The following is a 15,075-nucleotide window of genomic DNA, read 5'->3' as shown; positions in this document are numbered from 1 at the left end:
TGGAGGGGCCCCGTCCTAACACCGCTGGCAGCGGCACCGGGTGCCGTCGGGAGTTCCCGCTCCCGACGGCACCCGTACGTCTTCCGACGCTGCCCCCGAGCGGTCCACCCGGGCCCGTCGCGGCCCGGACGGCGGGCCGGGTACGGCCGCAGCGGCCCGCCGCAGGACCGCGTCACCGGGCGCGCTGATGGTCCGCGCCGAGAACTTTCGCCGGATCGGATCGCTCGACCGCTTGCCTCCGGGTGTGCTCCGCACCTAGCGTATGACGGCCATCACTCCAGACGAGGGAAGCGACCTGGTGCCGATCGTCCCGAACGACCTGGCCGAGACGGTCCGGTCGGCGCAGGACGGGGACGAAGAAGCCTTCCGCCTGCTCTACCGCAGTCTCCAGCCGGGACTGCTGCGGTACCTGACCATGCTGGTCGGCGCCGACGCCGAGGACGTGGCCTCCGAGACCTGGCTGCAGATCGCCCGGGACCTCGGCACCTTCGTCGGCGGTCCGGGCTTCCCGGCCTGGGCGACCCGGATCGCCCGGAACCGTGCCCTGGACCACCTACGGCACCAGCGTCGCCGTCCGGCGCTGCCGGTGCCGGTCGAGGCGCTCGCCGAGCTGCCCTCCGCCGAGGACACCGCCGAACGGGCCAGCGAAGGACTCGACACCGACGCGGCCATCGCGTTGATCGCCACGCTCCCCCAGACCGAAGCCGAGGCCGTCCTGTTACGCGCCGTCATCGGACTGGACGCCGAGAGTACGGCCCGGGTACTGGGCAAACGCCCTGGCGCGGTGCGTACCGCCGCACACCGTGGGTTGCGACGACTGGCCCGCCTCCTTGAACAGGACCACCCGAACCGGGCCGACGGGCCCGCCACCACCAACGGGGTGACCGGGCGACCGGCTGCCGTACCCTCCGACAAGGATGTCGAGGCTGGGCGGATATGGCGCTGAGAAGGCAATGGACGGGGTTTCGCCGAGGGAGTCGGCCTCGGATCGACGCAGCCGGGGCGGAACGGCTGCTGGACTCCGCCGGTACCGGATCCGAACCGCTCGCCGTGCTGCTCTCGGCCGCCGCAGCGCCCGCCCGCACCGGTGAACTCGCCGGGGAGGAGGCGGCGATGGCGGCCTTCCGGACAACCCGGCGAGCCCGCACCGAGGTTCCGGCCCCGGCGACCGCGACAGCCCCCGACAACGTCCCCGGCATCCGCGACAGCACCGCCGCCCCCGGCATCCGCGACGGTGTTGTTGTCCCGGTGGGCGGCGACGGTGTCACACCGTCCGGCCCGGCACGGCCTGCCGCGCGACGCCGCCGACTGACCGGCGGCGCCGGTGTCTGGGCAGCCGCCGCCGCCGTCACCCTGACCACCGGAGTGGCGTTGGCAGCCGACCTGGTGACGCCGAACCTCCTGCCACCGTCCGGTCCGGTACCGACCACCGCACCCGTGCCGACCCTGCCCGGAACCGTCCCACCGACCCCGACCCCGACGGCACGGGCCAGCGCCCCTGTCACCGTGCCGCCCGATGCCACCGGTACCGGCACACCCGCCGCCGGCCCCGCCGACTCGGGTCTCTGGCCCCCACCGCAGTCGATCGTGAAGAAGTGCCGTCGGCACCTCGCCGACGACGCGGGAAACGGCGACGCCGACGGGAAACCACCGGCGAAGGCCCTGGTCGCTGCCGCCGGCGGCAGCGCCGAGGTCGACGCGTACTGCCGCCGGGCGCTGGACGCCGAACCGACGCCCGGCAACGACAACGGACCCGGGAACGGCAACGGGACCGGTAACGGCAACGGCAACGGCAACGGCAACGGGACCGGTAACGGCAATGACAACGGGACCGGTAACGACAACGGCAACGGACCCGGGAACGGCAACGGGACCGGTAACAGCAACGGCAACGGCAACGGCAACGGGACCGGTAACGGCAACGGCAACATGGACGGCGGTTAGCGGGCGCCGAGTGCGACACCCGCTGGGTGGACTGGCGGAGAGCCGGACCGACCGTCGAAGGACGGTCGCCGCCGGCAGGACGGCGTCGGCCAGGTCACCAGGCCGGCGGAGCCGACCCGGCGACCCGGATCATCGACGGAACAGGTCCACCGGGACAGCCTCGGCGAGCAACCGGTAGCCGGTCGGATTGAGGTGCAGGTGGTCACCGGTGTCGACGGCGGCGAGCAGCCGGCGGGGGTGCTCGGGATCCCGGACGGCGAGATCGAAGTCGAGCACCTCGTCGAACCGGCCGCTGGTACGGATCCAACCATTGACCGCCTGCCGCGAAGCCTCCCGGAACCCCGCCGGGTCGTCGTAGTCAAGATGGCCGCCGAACGGGGCCAGGGTGGCGCCGTACACCCGGATCCCCTGTGCGTGGGCCCGGGTGACGATCTGGTCGTACGCGCAGATCAGATCGTCGGTGACCGCCTTCTGCGCGGCTTCGGTGGCGCTGGCGGTGCCGATGTCGTTGACCCCCTCGAACACGACCAGCCACCGTACCCCGGACTGTGCCAGCACATCCCGGTCCAGCCGGGCCAGGGCGTTCGGGCCGAGACCGTCGTTGAGGACGCGGTTTCCGCCGGCGCCCTGGTTGAGCACGGCGAGATCGGTGTCGTACGCCTGCAGCCGGTCGAGCAACTGGTCCGGCCACCGGTCGTTGCCGTCGGTCGTGGACCCTCGGCCGTCGGTCAACGAGTCACCGAGCATCACGACGGCGGCGGTGGCCGACGACGCGGGCACCTCCAGCCCACCGAGGAAGTACCAGTGCTCGACCGGGGTGGCCCCGGGCAGGCCGGTCTGCTCGACGTGGTACCCGTGGAGCAGGTGGGAGGTGGTCCGGGAACCGGGGTGCGAGGTCACCTCGGTCGACGGATGCCCCTGCGCGAGATAGAGCGTGACGGTCAGGTTGGACCGGGCCGGGAGCGGAAGGTCGATCGGGTCGGAGACGAGTTGCGCGCCGGCCGGGACCGTCGCCGAGCGACGGCCGCCGAAGGTCGCCGGCCGTGTCGTACCCGGTTCGGTTCCGCTGACTCCGGCCCGACCGCCGGCCGGGAGCGCCACCGCGACCGCCGCGACCGACAGTGGCACCCGGCCGAAGGTGTTGGCCAGACGTAGCCGCAGGCGCTGTCCGCCCACCGAGACCCGCACCGTCTGGCGCAGGGTGCTGTCCGTCATGACCAGGTGCTCCCCGGTGAACGGCAGGGGTGGCAGGTTGGCCGGCTCGGTCAACTGCGGCATCGCCGCCCAGCTCGCCACCCACCGCGATGCCGCCGTCGTCGCGCCCGGTCCCGGCGACGTCACGTCGTTCATGAATGCACTCCCTTCGGCAGCGCACCCTGAACCGTCGCTCCGACCAGCCCAGATGGCGACAGCGTCGGCGCCCGGAGCAGCCGGAGCGGTGACCGGAACGAGCCGCCCGCCGCCGGTACCTTATCTAGTCCGCCTGGGACGGGCGGGTCAGCGCCGACAGGGCCGGAGGGTGCCGGTGGTGCGGGCGGTCCGCGTGGAGCCGTCCTTGAAGGCGACCTCGGCGGTGACGGTGATCTGACCGCCCGCCGCGTTCCGCGCCTCGGCCCGGAACGGGCCGAGCGTGCCGAGCCAGGATCCGCTGTCTCCGCCGAGGCTGCGGGCCGACCGGGTGCCCTCGAACGGCACCGGCGTGCGGACCTGGTAGCGGAACTTCGCCGCCGAGACGTCGCCCGGACCGCCCACCCGGATCGTGACCAGCGCCCAGCTCGGATCGCCGCATCCCTCCTGGTGCAGGCCCGCGAAGTCCTGCGACTGTCCCAGCCCGCCGGTCAGGCCGACCGTCACCGTCGAGCGCTGGGCCATGGTGCGCGGCCGGCTGGTCGGGGCGCCGGTGGTGGCCGCCGGCCGGGTGCTCCGGGTCGGGCCGGGGGTGCTGGCGGGCGGGCTCGGACTCGGCCCGGTCGGCGTCGCGGACGGGGTAGGCGAGGCGGACGCGGACATCCCGTCCGCCCAGCGCGGCGCCTCGGCGGCGCCACCGCCGGCACCGCCGCAGCCGGCCGAGGACGGCAGGACCACCGCACCCGCCAGGGCGAGGGCGGCAACAGTTCGGGTACGTCGTGGGTCGAGAAGAGTCACCGTTATCCCGTCCGTCGTCTTAGTCCAATTCGCGACAAGCCGGGTCGACCGTAGTCCTGTCGGTCGATGCGACGCAATGCGACTCAGAAAGTGGGACAAGTCCGCCTTCGTGCACAAGGGATCCGTACCGGTACCGGTCGGGTCGGCGGTACGCCCTGGACGGTCCGGTTCACTCGACGACCCAGGGCGGCTGCGTCACCGGACAACCTGATGACCTCGTCACCGCCCGGGACCGTCGCCGCCCGGATCCGAGGGCGGCAGCAGCGTTGTCGGGAGCGGACGGTGGTGCAGGACGTCGAGCCGGGACACCGCCCGGGTCAGCACGACGTAGAGGCGCTGCCGGCCCCGCGGCTCCACCTCGATGATCTCGACCGGTTCCACCACGACCACATGGTCGTACTCCAGGCCCTTGGCCAGGGTGGCCGGCAGTAGCGTCACCCGGGCGCCGTCGGCGTTCTCGTCCACCCCGGTCGCGGTGATCCCGGCGTCGGCCAGCGCCACCGCCAGCGCCGACAGCCGCTCGTCGGTGGCGATGACCGCGATCGAGCCGTCCCGGGCGAGCGCGGCCCGAACCGCCGTGACGGTCGCGGCCGCCAGGTCGGCCACCGGCCGGATCCGCAGTTCCCCGTCGGTACGGACCGAGCGGGTCACCGGGACCTCGACGCCCAGTTCGGGCAGGAGCCGGTTCGCCAGGTCCAGGATGGCCGCCGGCACCCGGAAACCGGCGGTCAGCGGCATGACCGTCGCGTCCGGGCGGCCGAGGTGCGTCAACTGCTCCCGCCAGTCCGAGGCGGCCCACGGGGTGGTGCCCTGTGCGAGGTCGCCGAGCACGGTCAGCGAGCCGTGTCGGCAGCGTCGTGCGACGGCGCGGCACTGCATCGGGGAGAGGTCCTGGGCTTCGTCGACGACGATGTGCCCGTGTCCGGGCAGATGGTCGAGCAGCCCGGCGATCTCGTCGAGGAGCACCAGGTCCGCCTCGGACCAGTTCGCGCTCCGGGCCCTCCGGCCGATCGCGCTCCGGGATGTCCGGGGCCGGATGAGCGCCGCCTGTTCGACGCTGTCGAGGATGCCGTCCGCTGCCCGGGCCAGCGTGGCGGGATCGCCGAGGAGCAGGGTCAGCAGCTCTTCCGGGCGGATCGTCGGCCAGACCGTGTCGAGGAACGTGGTGACGGGTCGGCAGCGTGCCGTCCGCCGTAGCCAGGCGGCGCCCGGGGTCTCGCCCCGAGCCTCGGCCTGCCGCCGCAACCGGTCGGCGACACGGGCGCGGAGCCGCTCCCGAGCGATGCCGTACGGCAGGTCCTCCCGGCGTACGTCGTCGACCAGCCGGCGGAGCGACTCGACCGGCAGCCGCCAGCGGTACGAGCCGTCCGGTACGACGAGCGGGCCGGCCGGCTCGGTGACCCGGTCCCGCACGGCCCGCTGGAGCACGGCGGCCATCCGTGGGTCGTGTTTGACCACGGCCGCGGCCTCGCTGTCCACGGCCGTCACCGGGTGTCGGTCGATCAGCTCCGCCAGGGTGCGCTGGGCGACGTCGACCTCGCCGAGCGTGGGCAGCACCGCGGCGATGTACCGCAGGAAGGCCGGGTTCGGTCCGACCACCAGGACGCCGCCCCGCCGCAGCCGTTGCCGGTGGGTGTAGAGGAGGTAGGCGGCCCGGTGCAGCCCGACCGCGGTCTTGCCGCTGCCCGGCCCGCCCTGCACACAGACCGTCCGGTCGAGGTCGAGGCGGACCAGTTCGTCCTGCTCCGGCTGGATGGTCGCGACGATGTCCCGCATCGGTCCGACCCGGGGCCGTTCGATCTCGGCGGCGACCAGTCGGCTCACGGTGTCCGGCGCCGTGCCCGTGTCGAGCCGCTCGTCCTCGAAGCCGGTCAGCTCGGCCGGGTGGCCGCCGGTCCAGCCGTACCGTCGGCGCTCCCGTACGCCGAGCGGCTCGCGGACGCTGGCCCGGTAGAACGCGCGGGAGACCGGTGCCCGCCAGTCGATGACCAGTGGTTGTCCGGACTCGTCGGTGACGTGCCGACGGCCGAGGTGGTAGCGCTGCCCCCGGTGCTCCCCGGCGGTCGGGGCCGTGCCGAACCAGAGCCGCCCGAAGTACAGCGGCCCGTCGGGCTCCTCGGCCAGCTCCTTCGCGTGGCTCTTGAGCATCCGCCCGAGGGTCTCGGCCGTATACCGGTCTCCGGCGACGACGTCTCCGGTGGCCACCCGCAGCCGGGCGGTGGCCAGCATTCCGGCGAGCGCGGATCGGACGGCGGCCAGCCGGGCCCGCTCCTCTACGAGTTCAGGGGGAATCATGATGCCCCTCTCCAGGACGAATTCTTAACTAGGTAAAGATAGCAACTTAGTCAAGAAATTGACCCCGTCAAGGAGGTGTTAGGATCGGCCACATGACAGAGCGGCCGGGACTGCGGGAACGGAAGCGGCAGCGCACCCACGACGCGCTCTCCGCTGCGGCGATCGCGCTCTTCCTGGAGCGCGGATACGACCGCGTCTCGGTCGCCGACGTGGCCGCCGCCGCCGAGGTATCCAAGCCCACGCTCTTCAAGTACTTTCCGAGCAAGGAGGACCTGGTCCTGCACCGGATCCTCGACCACCGGGGCGAGGCAGCCCGGGTGGTCCGCGAGCGGGCGGTGGACGAGGCCCCGCTCACCGCGCTGTCCCAGCACTTCCTGGCCGGTCTCGACCGCCGGGACCCGGTGACCGGACTCAACGACCACCCGGAGGTCCTCGCCTTCCACGCCATGGTCTTCGGCACGCCCAGCCTGGCCGCCCGCGTCGCCGAGTACGCCACGCACGACGAAGCCGCCCTCGCCCAGGCCCTCGCCGAGGCGTCGCCGGCGCAGCCGTCACCGGACGACGCCCCGCCGACGCACAACGACCTCACCGACCTCACCGCGCGGCTCGCGGCGAGTCAGATCATCGCGGTGCAACGCGTCCTGGCCAGGGAGATCTGGCGCCGGTTGGCCGAGGGACGAAGCGCGGACGAACTGCATCCGGAGGCGGTCGCCGCCGTCCGGCAAGCGTTCGACCTGCTCGCCACGGGGCTCGCGCGGTACGCCGGAACGACCGGCGTCTAGGGTCGCGTCCGGCCCGGTGGCGGGGCGACCGGTGGACGCCGGGCGAACGACGGCGCGTGCTCGGGGCGTACCCCGACGCCGACGAGGCGGGCCGGGACAACGGAGATCGCCGGGAACCGGCGCAGCACGGCCAGCACCGGCTCGGGTGGTCCGGCCCGCCGACCCCGCAGGATCGGCTCGACCAGGTTGCGGTGCAGCAACCGCTGCAGCCGCTGCGTCAGCACCGTCGGCAGCAGTCGGCGGGCCCGGACCGCCGCCAGTTCGGCCGGGGTGACGCCGCCGCGCCGCAGCGGCCCGGCGAGCAGGGTCGCGGCAGCCACCGCGTCCTGCACGGCGAGGTTGATGCCGACCCCGCCGACCGGGGACATCGCGTGCGCCGCGTCGCCCAGGCAGAGCAGCCCGTCGACGTGCCAGCGGTCGAGCCGGTTCAGTCGTACGTCGAGATGTTTGACGTCGTCCATCGAGGCGATGGCGTCGACGCGGTCGGCGAACCGGGGCCCCAGCTCCGCGATGTCCCGGCGGAACGCCTCCACCCCCCGGGCCCGCAACCGCGCGTCGGAACCCTTGGCGGCGATGTACGCGATCTGCAGGTACCCCTCCCGGGGGATGACCACCGCGAACCGGCCGTTCCCGACCCGGGGTGTCAGCCCGGCCGGGTCGTCCGCCGGGTCGCGGGGCAGCCGGAACCACCAGGCGTCGATCGGCACCGGAAACTCCCGGGGCACCAGGTCGGCCTGCTGCCGGGCGATCGACCAGCGCCCGTCGCAGGCGACGGTCAGGTCGGCGAGGATCTCGCCCGTGCCGCCGTCCGGCCCCCGGTAGCGGACCCCCCGGACGCGTCCGTCCTCCCGGATCAGCCCGGTCACCTCGGTACGCATCCGCAGGGTGAAGGTGGGCTCCTCGGCACCGGCTTCGGCGAGTAGGTTGAGCAGGTCCCACTGCGGCACCATCGCGACGTACGGGTGCGGGATGCGCAGCCGACGGAAGTCCGCGACGACGATCCGCCGACCGTCGCCGAGCGGAAAGACGACCTCGTCCACCCGGCTCTGCGGCAGTCTCGCGAACCGCTCCCCCAGGCCGAGCTCGTCGAGCAGCCGCAGCGTCGAGGGGTGCACCGTGTCGCCCCGGAAGTCGCGCAGGAAGTCGCCGTGCTTCTCCAGCACGGTCACCGCGACGCCGGCCCGGGCCAGCAGCAGTCCCAGCATCATGCCGGCCGGGCCACCCCCGATGACGACGCAAGTCGTATGCTCGCCCATCCCGCCCCCTTATTCATCGCACGATGAATTGTGTCCCCACGGTAACCCCCGGGCGCGAGGCCGGCAACGGTTCTCGATGCGGCGTCCCGAGCCACCGACGTGGTCCACGGCAGTGGCGGACGACGGCGGGCGGCGTCAGGCGCGGAGGTCCCGCCACCGGCTCGGCGCGGTGCAGACAGACACCGTGAGGGTGCGGTGCGGGTTGACGCCCGAGGCTGGCCAGGAACTGCTACTCGGCTACCGGCTGGTCCCGGCCGACTGATCGAACCCCGGCCGGCAACCTCCGCCGCCGCCATGGCGCCTCCACCTGGTAGAAACGAGCGGTGACCCGCAACATCGCGACGAACACCCGTGTCGACCGGTCGGAACTGCTCGACTTCCTGCGTTCCCGGCACCGCGCCGTCCTGCTGACCACCCGGGCCGACGGCCGACCGCAGTCCTCCCCGGTGGCCTGCGGGATCGACACCGCCGGCCGGCTCGTCGTCTCGACGTACCCGGAGCGGGCCAAGGTGGCCAACATCCGCCGGGATCCACGGGTGTCGGCCTGCGTACTCTCCGACGACTGGAACGGCCCCTGGGTGCAGCTCGACGGTACCGCCGAGGTGCTCGACCTACCGGAGGCGCTGGAGCCGCTGGTGGAGTACTTCCGCTGCATCTCCGGTGAGCACCCGGACTGGGACGAGTACCGGGAGGCCATGCGCCGGCAGGGCAAGTCGTTGATCCGGGTCACCATCGACAGCTGGGGCCCGATCGCCACCGGTGGTTTCCCGGCCCGACTCGCCGGCTGAACCCTCCGTCCGGAACCGACAGCGGTCCCGGACACGCGTCGTGCACACCCACACGTCCGCGGCCACCCGCCCGGCTCAGGTCCACTGTGGAAGAGTTCTGCGCTCTTACCCACGCCGTGCCGGTCGGGTCCGACCAGACGTGAGTAGGATCACCGGGCAGTGCCGGTCCCAATCAGAGGAGGACCACGTGGCGGTGACCTGCCGATCGTGCGGTACCGAGGACGACAGCGGCAGCCCGTACTGCCTCAACCCTGGCTGCGGCGCCCGGTTGGCCTCGCTGGCCGAGGAGGCGACCACCCCGCCCGACGCCGAATCCGATGCCCCGGCCGCCAGCGCGGCGGCCGCCGGTACGTCCGACCGAGCCACGAGGTCGACAGCCCGGAAGTCCCGTGGAACGACACCGGACACCACACCGAAGGCCGGCGAGCCGACGTCCTCTTCCGTGACGCCCGCAGCCGAGGCCGGGGAACCGGCCAGCACCCCGCCGACCACCAGCGCCCGGGCCGGAGAAACGGCCAGCACCCCGCCGCACGCCACCGTCCGGGCCGGAGAACCGGCCAGCACCCCGCCGACCACCACCGCCGGGGCCGGTACGACCGCACCGACGACCGCCGGGGCCGCCACGTCGGAAGCCGGCGCGGTCGACACACCGGTGACCGGCGGGACCGGGACCACCGCGCCCCGGGCCGGCACGCCGACCGAGGTACGGGCCGGGACGACAACCGGAGCGCCCGCCGATCCGACGCCGGTCCCCGGGGAATCGGCTGGGGCGACCGGTACGCCGCCGCAGTCCGGGAAACCCGCCGACGGATCCGTCGACTCCGTGACCGCGCTCGGTACACAGGCTGGTGCGGCGGGCGGCGCGGCCACGGGTTCCGGCACCCCCGCCGCGTCACCCGGCGGCACAGCGGCGCCGGCCGGACCGCCCGGGACAGCCGCCACGGCGCCGACGGGCGCCAGCGGCACGGCGTCGGCGACCGGGCTCGGGGCGGTGGCCGGCAAACTCGCCGCGGTCCGGTCTCTTCCGTCCCGGCTCCGCGCCGGCCGGTCGACTCCCACCCGCGGGGCCCGCTCCGGCGACCGGCCCGAACAGCCCGCCACCGACCCCGCGGACGGGTCCGCGCCACTGCCTCCCGGCGGCGGAGCCCGCTGGATGCCGGCCGCGGCGGCGCTGGCTCTGGTGGCCGGCCTCGGCGTAGCCGTGCCCTGGGTCATCGGAGACGACGATCCCGAACGATCGGCCCAGCCGCCCACCCAGGCGATGGTCCCGGCGCCGGTCGTACCGCTGCCGTCGGCCACCGCGCTACCGGGCACGCCGTCGGCCACTCCGAAGGCACCCGCCGCAACGACGCCCCGGCGTACCAGCCCGACGGCTCCCGATCGCACCGGCCGGCCCGGGCAGCCGGCGCCCCGCGACACAAAGCCGGCACCGCCACCGCCACGGCGTACCACCACGGCACCAAAGCCCTCGATCACCGTCTCGACCAGCCGGAGCCACTGCACGGGCTGGGATGCGGGCAACGGCTGGACCATCGTGGTGGACGTGACCGTACGCAATGGACGGGGCAGGTCCGCGTCCGGAACCCACGGCTACGACCGGAACGTCGGGGGCTCCGGCACGTACCAACTCTCCGGCGGAGGTACGTCGTACTCGGGTGAGCTGCCGCCGAACCTCGGCGACAACCCGGAGCTGACCCAGTCGTCGGTGAGCTGGAGCGTGACGGTACGGCTCGATAACGGCGCGACGGTGACCAAATCCGGTACGGCGTCCAGGCCGTCCTCCTGCTGAAACCGTCGCCCCGGGTGGCCTGGGTCAGCCGGCCCGGACGTGTCCCGTCCCGGGTCGCCGCGGGACTCAGCCCGCGAAGCGCTCGGCCAGCTCGCGGTACGTCCGCGCGACGACCCGCAACCGGTCCGCCCGGAACCGTCCCGGCTCCCGCTGGTAGACCTCGCGTCCCCGGTCGGTGCGGAACGCCTCCGGTGGTACGGCCTCCGCACCGGCCGGGACGAACTTCAGCACCTCGCCGACGGCGGCGGCGGCTCCGCGCAGGTCGACCCGCGCGTCGCGGCGCTGCTCGGCGCTGAACCCGGCCGGGTCGGTCGGAGCGCTCCGGGCGATCAGGTCGGCCACCCACAGCCACTCCCCCGGATCGAGCAGCTCCGACGGGTGCTCGGCGCCGAACCGGGGCTCCTCCGGATCAGGCAGGAACGGCTGCTGCGGAATCCGGAACATGAACTCCCGCCCGGTCCCGCAGCTCGGGCAAGCACCGGTGTACCGGCTGGCGAGGTCGTCCTCGACCGAGACCACTGCGCTGTCCGGCTCGAAATCGCTCTCGCCGCAGGCGTCGCAGGGGTGCAACTCCATGTAGAGGTAGGCCTCGGCACTGGTCCGGGCCAGCCGCAGTGTCATGGCCCGACCCTACTGCTAGGGCGGTCGTATCCGGGGCCGCCGGTCGGGCACTAGCATGTGCCGGTGGCATCTGGCCCAGACGTACCGGTGACCGTGCTGCCGATCGGCCTCTTCGTCGGCAGCTTTCCGGGTGACGTCGACGACGACGCGGAGTTGCGGCACGAGGTCCGTCGAGGCGCCGACATCCACGCGCTGTCGGACGAGGAGTTCGTCGCCTGGGTCGCGGCGCACGGTACGGACGGGACACCCGACGGCGGGCCGCCGAGCCGGAGCCTGCTGGAGCGGGAACTGCGCACCCAGGACGTCGTTGACCCGGCACCGATCCTCGACGGGCTGCTCGACCGGGGCCTGCTGGTCACGGTTCCCACGGACGAGGCGGCGGCGGTCGATTTCGCCCGCACGCACCGGGTCGTCCCGACGATGTACGGCCTCGGCAACTCGCCGGAGGAGCCGGACCTGTACTCGATCGGTCTGATCGGTTCCGAACAGCTCCGGGTGACCCGAGCGGTGTTCGAGTTGTGGGCCTGGTCCGAGGTGGACGACAACCTCTGGTCGGCCTGCGAGTCGTTCGCCGAACAGGAACGCGACGCCGGCGGCGACGACCCCGAGTTGTGTGATCCCCGCCGGGTGCTGACCGGCTTCCTCGTGGCGCTGACCGGGCTGCTCGCCACCGAGGCCGCCCACCTCGACGTGGTACGCGGCAACAGCGTCCTGGAGGGGTTGCGATGAGTGTGGGCGACGTGGCGAGCGACGGTACGGGTGTGTCGGCCAACCCCCCGCCGGGCGGGCTGCTGTTCCCGGTCGGGCACTACCTCGGCGCCGTGTATCCCGGCGCGGAAGAACCACCGGCCTATCATCGCCTTCGCGTCGGGGACAGTGTGGTCCGGCTCTTCTCCGAGGAGGAGTTCGGGTTGTGGGTACTGGCCCACGGCCTGCCCGGCCGTCCGGTCGACCAGCCGTGGACGCTGGCCGCCCTCGCCGAGTCGGTACGTCGGCGCGACGGGCGCGACGTGACGCCGCTCCTGCACGAGTTGCTGGCCGAGGGGGCGCTGGCCGAGGTGACGCCCGGCACCGGGGACGCGGTCGCCTTCGCCCACGCCCACCGCTTCCGCTCGCTGCTGACCGGGCTGGGGATGAGCCCCGACGACCCGGAACGGTTCCTCCTCGGTCTGCTCGGGCGGCCGCTGGCGATGGTCGACGAGCCGACCTACGAGCTCTGGCAGTGGGCACCGCTGCACGCCAGCATCTGGGACGTCTGCCGAGCACTCGCCGAGGTCGACCCGGGGCCGGGCGGCCGTCCGGGCGATCCGGAGCTGCGGTTGACCGAGGTACTGGGCCGGCTCCAGGTGTTGATCGCCAGCAGCGCCGGTTACCTCGACGAGGTGCGCCGGTAGCCGGCGCTCGGCCACTCGGCACCCACCGCGAGGAGCTCCTATTGGCCGATGGTCCGCGACGGCTCCGCCGCGCTGCCCCGATCTAGCGTCGGCCCGTCGACGCCTCCGGCGGCACCGGGCCGGTGAGCGCCTCGGTCAGTACCGCCCATGGAGTTGACGGCGAGCACCCGCCGGTACTGGTTTCGCCGCGCCTCCAGCCGGTCCCGGCGGAAGTCGTCGGGATACTCGGCACGCATCTGCCGGCCCCGGTCTGTCCAGAAGGCCGCGTCCGGCGGCCCGACCGCACCGTCCGGGACAAACTTGAGCACCTCGTCGATCGCGACAGCCGCCCCGGCCAGATCCGCCTCTCGCTCGGCGGCCAACTCGCCGAGGTCACCGATCGGCTCGTGCGCGAAGTTGGCCGCCGCCCACAACCATTCACCAGCGTCGAGCAGCTCGGACGGCTCGGGGCCGCCGAACCGCAACTCCGCCGTGGGCGGCGGCACCGTGTCGGGGAGCCGGAAGACGAACTCCCGCTTGGTGCCGCAGCCCGCGCACGGGCCGTCGTACCGGCTGGCCAGGTCACCCTCGGCCATGATGACCGCGCTGCGGCACTCGAACTCGGCCTCGCCGCACACGTCGCAGGGCCGCATAGCCATGTAGAGGTGTGCCTCCTCCACCGAACGTTCCAGCCGCAACGCCACGCCTTGCCCTCCGGTTCCTCCAAGCCGCCGCGGACAGCGGGCTCAGCCGTCGACCATGGTAATTCGTACGACGTAGTCATAAGTGCCGACGCCGTCGGAGCTGCTCGTCAGCAACGAAAAATTCGTCGACCGCGCCGCGATCCGATGGCCGACGAACCCGTGAGGAGCCGCACATTGCCGCGCCCACTCCGCCATCTGGCGCATCACGCTGGCCGGAGCGCTGTGTCAGGCCCCGGGGTCGACGTTCGGGTCGAAGTCCACGTCGACGTCGTCCTCGGGAACCGCGAACGGCTGCCGGTCGCCGAACAATCGCCGGCGACGCTCCGCCTGCTCGCCGCGGATCTTCTCGTGGGCTCGCTCGACCACCTCGGGGCTGAAAGTCCGCCGGCTCCAGCGCTGCCCGTCGGCGTCCTCCGTGCCGGGCTTCGCCTGGTCGCTCGCGTCGGTCATGTCGGCCAGACTAGCCGGAGGCTGATATGCCTGTCGCCTGCGCCTTGGGTACCGTCGGCGGCGACGGACACACGGGAGGGCCCATGTCGGACGAGCGGTACTACGAGCTGTCGATCGCGGCGGCGCGGCAGCAGGGTTTCCTGACCCGCGCCCAACTGGCCCGGCTCGGGGTCGACGACGGCGAGCTGGATCGCCTCCGGGAGGCCGCGCTGCTGACCGAGCTCGACGACGGCGTCTACCAGCACGCCGCCAGCTCGGTGGCGCCCAGGTACGGCTATTCCTACGCCGCGTGGCTGGCGCTGGCTCCCGACCGGTTCCGCTGGGAGCGGCCGCAGACCGCGACCGACGACGCCGTGCTGTCGCACGAGTCGGCGGCCCGGCTACTCGGCCTCGGGGCGCTCGCCGTGCCGCGGAGGATCTTCACCGCGCCGGCCGAGCTGCCCGCGCCACGGGCCACGATCATCCGTGTCGAACGGCTGGCGCCGGCGGACGTCACCGTCGTCGAGGGCCTTCCGGTGACCACGCCGTTCCGGACGATCCTGGATCTGATGCGGGACTTCACCGACCACGACGACTTCGGGCGCGCGCTCCACGACGCCGTTCGGCGCGATCTGGTGGACCTTCAGGAGGTCTATGACGCCTTGCTGCCACTCGCTCAGGTCCACAGTTTCCCGACTGCCGGACCGGATTTCGTCGCCTACTTCCTGCCGGACCTCGATCCGTCCGGACTGGCGCCAAGGAACTTGCGGGCCTATGCGGAGCTGACGGCTGCCGACAGCGTCGCTGAAGCGCAGAGCCGGGTCGCGGTCCTGTTGGCCGAGCTGAGTCATCCGAACGGTATTCAGCACTTTGCCGACGACGGACTGAGCCGGCAGATCGCCGCCGAGATCGTCGGGCGGCTGCGTCGGGTCCGGTAGCGCCGGCTCCC

General features: G+C 73.1%; 15 protein-coding genes. 8 read left to right on the top strand and 7 right to left on the bottom strand.

Annotated features, from left to right (window positions below; translation table 11 throughout):
• Window positions 1-298 precede the first annotated feature (298 nt).
• Both V1633_RS10360 and V1633_RS10355 read left to right on the top strand, forming a co-directional pair.
• Window positions 299-946, top strand: a complete 648-nt coding sequence (locus V1633_RS10360) for an RNA polymerase sigma factor (protein WP_331214014.1) — start codon at window positions 299-301, stop codon at window positions 944-946.
• A gap of 104 nt (window positions 947-1,050) precedes the next feature.
• A complete protein-coding gene (locus V1633_RS10355; RefSeq protein ID WP_331214013.1) occupies window positions 1,051-1,944 on the top strand; it encodes a hypothetical protein in 894 nt (297 codons plus the stop codon).
• Between the two features lie 129 nt (window positions 1,945-2,073).
• Here V1633_RS10355 and V1633_RS10350 read toward each other — a convergent pair whose 3' ends face one another.
• From V1633_RS10350 to V1633_RS10340, 3 genes are all read right to left on the bottom strand, one after another.
• Window positions 2,074-3,294 (bottom strand): SGNH/GDSL hydrolase family protein, encoded by a 1,221-nt coding sequence (locus V1633_RS10350; RefSeq protein ID WP_331214012.1) that lies wholly within the window; start codon window positions 3,292-3,294, stop codon window positions 2,074-2,076.
• Window positions 3,295-3,441: 147 nt separating this feature from the next.
• Window positions 3,442-4,089, bottom strand: coding sequence for a hypothetical protein (locus V1633_RS10345; protein ID WP_331214011.1), 648 nt, complete (start codon window positions 4,087-4,089; stop codon window positions 3,442-3,444).
• Between the two features lie 219 nt (window positions 4,090-4,308).
• Complete coding sequence (locus tag V1633_RS10340) at window positions 4,309-6,384, bottom strand: HelD family protein (RefSeq protein ID WP_331214010.1); 2,076 nt, start codon at window positions 6,382-6,384, stop codon at window positions 4,309-4,311.
• A gap of 92 nt (window positions 6,385-6,476) precedes the next feature.
• Between V1633_RS10340 and V1633_RS10335 the strand changes: the two genes are divergently transcribed.
• Entirely contained in the window at window positions 6,477-7,166 is a 690-nt protein-coding gene (locus V1633_RS10335) for a TetR/AcrR family transcriptional regulator (protein ID WP_331214009.1), read from the top strand.
• On the opposite strand, the gene V1633_RS10330 is transcribed toward V1633_RS10335, so the two are convergent.
• Complete coding sequence (locus tag V1633_RS10330; protein ID WP_331214008.1) at window positions 7,163-8,422, bottom strand: FAD-dependent oxidoreductase; 1,260 nt, start codon at window positions 8,420-8,422, stop codon at window positions 7,163-7,165. The two genes, V1633_RS10335 and V1633_RS10330, sit on opposite strands and share 4 nt — an antisense overlap.
• A 323-nt stretch (window positions 8,423-8,745) precedes the next feature.
• On the opposite strand from V1633_RS10330, the gene V1633_RS10325 reads away from it, so the two are divergent.
• Together V1633_RS10325 and V1633_RS10320 are read left to right on the top strand one after the other, a co-directional pair.
• The gene (locus tag V1633_RS10325; RefSeq protein ID WP_331214007.1) at window positions 8,746-9,210 is read left to right on the top strand and encodes a PPOX class F420-dependent oxidoreductase; all 465 of its coding nucleotides are present in this window, start codon (window positions 8,746-8,748) and stop codon (window positions 9,208-9,210) included.
• 187 nt (window positions 9,211-9,397) lie between these two features.
• Window positions 9,398-10,999, top strand: a complete 1,602-nt coding sequence (locus tag V1633_RS10320; protein WP_331214006.1) for a hypothetical protein — start codon at window positions 9,398-9,400, stop codon at window positions 10,997-10,999.
• Between the two features lie 66 nt (window positions 11,000-11,065).
• Here V1633_RS10320 and V1633_RS10315 read toward each other — a convergent pair whose 3' ends face one another.
• Window positions 11,066-11,620: a hypothetical protein gene (locus V1633_RS10315; RefSeq protein WP_331214005.1), complete on the bottom strand. Its 555-nt coding sequence runs from the start codon at window positions 11,618-11,620 to the stop codon at window positions 11,066-11,068.
• A gap of 63 nt (window positions 11,621-11,683) precedes the next feature.
• Here V1633_RS10315 and V1633_RS10310 point away from each other — a divergent pair, with 63 nt between their 5' ends.
• Both V1633_RS10310 and V1633_RS10305 read left to right on the top strand, forming a co-directional pair.
• On the top strand, window positions 11,684-12,349 hold the full coding sequence (locus V1633_RS10310) for a hypothetical protein (protein WP_331214004.1): 666 nt from the start codon (window positions 11,684-11,686) through the stop codon (window positions 12,347-12,349).
• Window positions 12,346-13,014: a hypothetical protein gene (locus V1633_RS10305; protein ID WP_331214003.1), complete on the top strand. Its 669-nt coding sequence runs from the start codon at window positions 12,346-12,348 to the stop codon at window positions 13,012-13,014. The genes V1633_RS10310 and V1633_RS10305 overlap by 4 nt, the downstream gene beginning before the upstream one ends.
• Before the next feature lie 38 nt (window positions 13,015-13,052).
• Here V1633_RS10305 and V1633_RS10300 read toward each other — a convergent pair whose 3' ends face one another.
• Both V1633_RS10300 and V1633_RS10295 read right to left on the bottom strand, forming a co-directional pair.
• Window positions 13,053-13,697, bottom strand: coding sequence for a hypothetical protein (locus V1633_RS10300; protein WP_331214002.1), 645 nt, complete (start codon window positions 13,695-13,697; stop codon window positions 13,053-13,055).
• 225 nt (window positions 13,698-13,922) lie between these two features.
• Window positions 13,923-14,147 (bottom strand): hypothetical protein, encoded by a 225-nt coding sequence (locus V1633_RS10295; RefSeq protein ID WP_331214001.1) that lies wholly within the window; start codon window positions 14,145-14,147, stop codon window positions 13,923-13,925.
• A gap of 83 nt (window positions 14,148-14,230) precedes the next feature.
• Between V1633_RS10295 and V1633_RS10290 the strand changes: the two genes are divergently transcribed.
• The gene (locus tag V1633_RS10290; protein ID WP_331214000.1) at window positions 14,231-15,064 is read left to right on the top strand and encodes a type IV toxin-antitoxin system AbiEi family antitoxin domain-containing protein; all 834 of its coding nucleotides are present in this window, start codon (window positions 14,231-14,233) and stop codon (window positions 15,062-15,064) included.
• Window positions 15,065-15,075: the final 11 nt, after the last annotated feature.

The sequence above is a fragment of the Plantactinospora sonchi genome (genome assembly GCF_036422035.1).
Classification (GTDB): Bacteria; Actinomycetota; Actinomycetes; order Mycobacteriales; family Micromonosporaceae; genus Plantactinospora; species Plantactinospora sonchi.
The sequence above is the reverse complement of the archived record's forward strand: the minus strand, read 5'-3'. Positions and strand labels throughout refer to the sequence as shown.

Excerpts from the sequence above, each read along its gene's own strand:
- V1633_RS10350 (WP_331214012.1), bottom strand. The coding sequence starts at position 3,294 with ATGAACGACGTGACGTCGCCGGGACCGGGCGCGACGACGGCGGCATCG.
- V1633_RS10340 (WP_331214010.1), bottom strand. The coding sequence starts at position 6,384 with ATGATTCCCCCTGAACTCGTAGAGGAGCGGGCCCGGCTGGCCGCCGTC.
- V1633_RS10335 (WP_331214009.1), top strand. The coding sequence starts at position 6,477 with ATGACAGAGCGGCCGGGACTGCGGGAACGGAAGCGGCAGCGCACCCAC.
- V1633_RS10330 (WP_331214008.1), bottom strand. The coding sequence starts at position 8,422 with ATGGGCGAGCATACGACTTGCGTCGTCATCGGGGGTGGCCCGGCCGGC.
- V1633_RS10315 (WP_331214005.1), bottom strand. The coding sequence starts at position 11,620 with ATGACACTGCGGCTGGCCCGGACCAGTGCCGAGGCCTACCTCTACATG.
- V1633_RS10305 (WP_331214003.1), top strand. The coding sequence starts at position 12,346 with ATGAGTGTGGGCGACGTGGCGAGCGACGGTACGGGTGTGTCGGCCAAC.
- V1633_RS10295 (WP_331214001.1), bottom strand. The coding sequence starts at position 14,147 with ATGACCGACGCGAGCGACCAGGCGAAGCCCGGCACGGAGGACGCCGAC.
- V1633_RS10290 (WP_331214000.1), top strand. The coding sequence starts at position 14,231 with ATGTCGGACGAGCGGTACTACGAGCTGTCGATCGCGGCGGCGCGGCAG.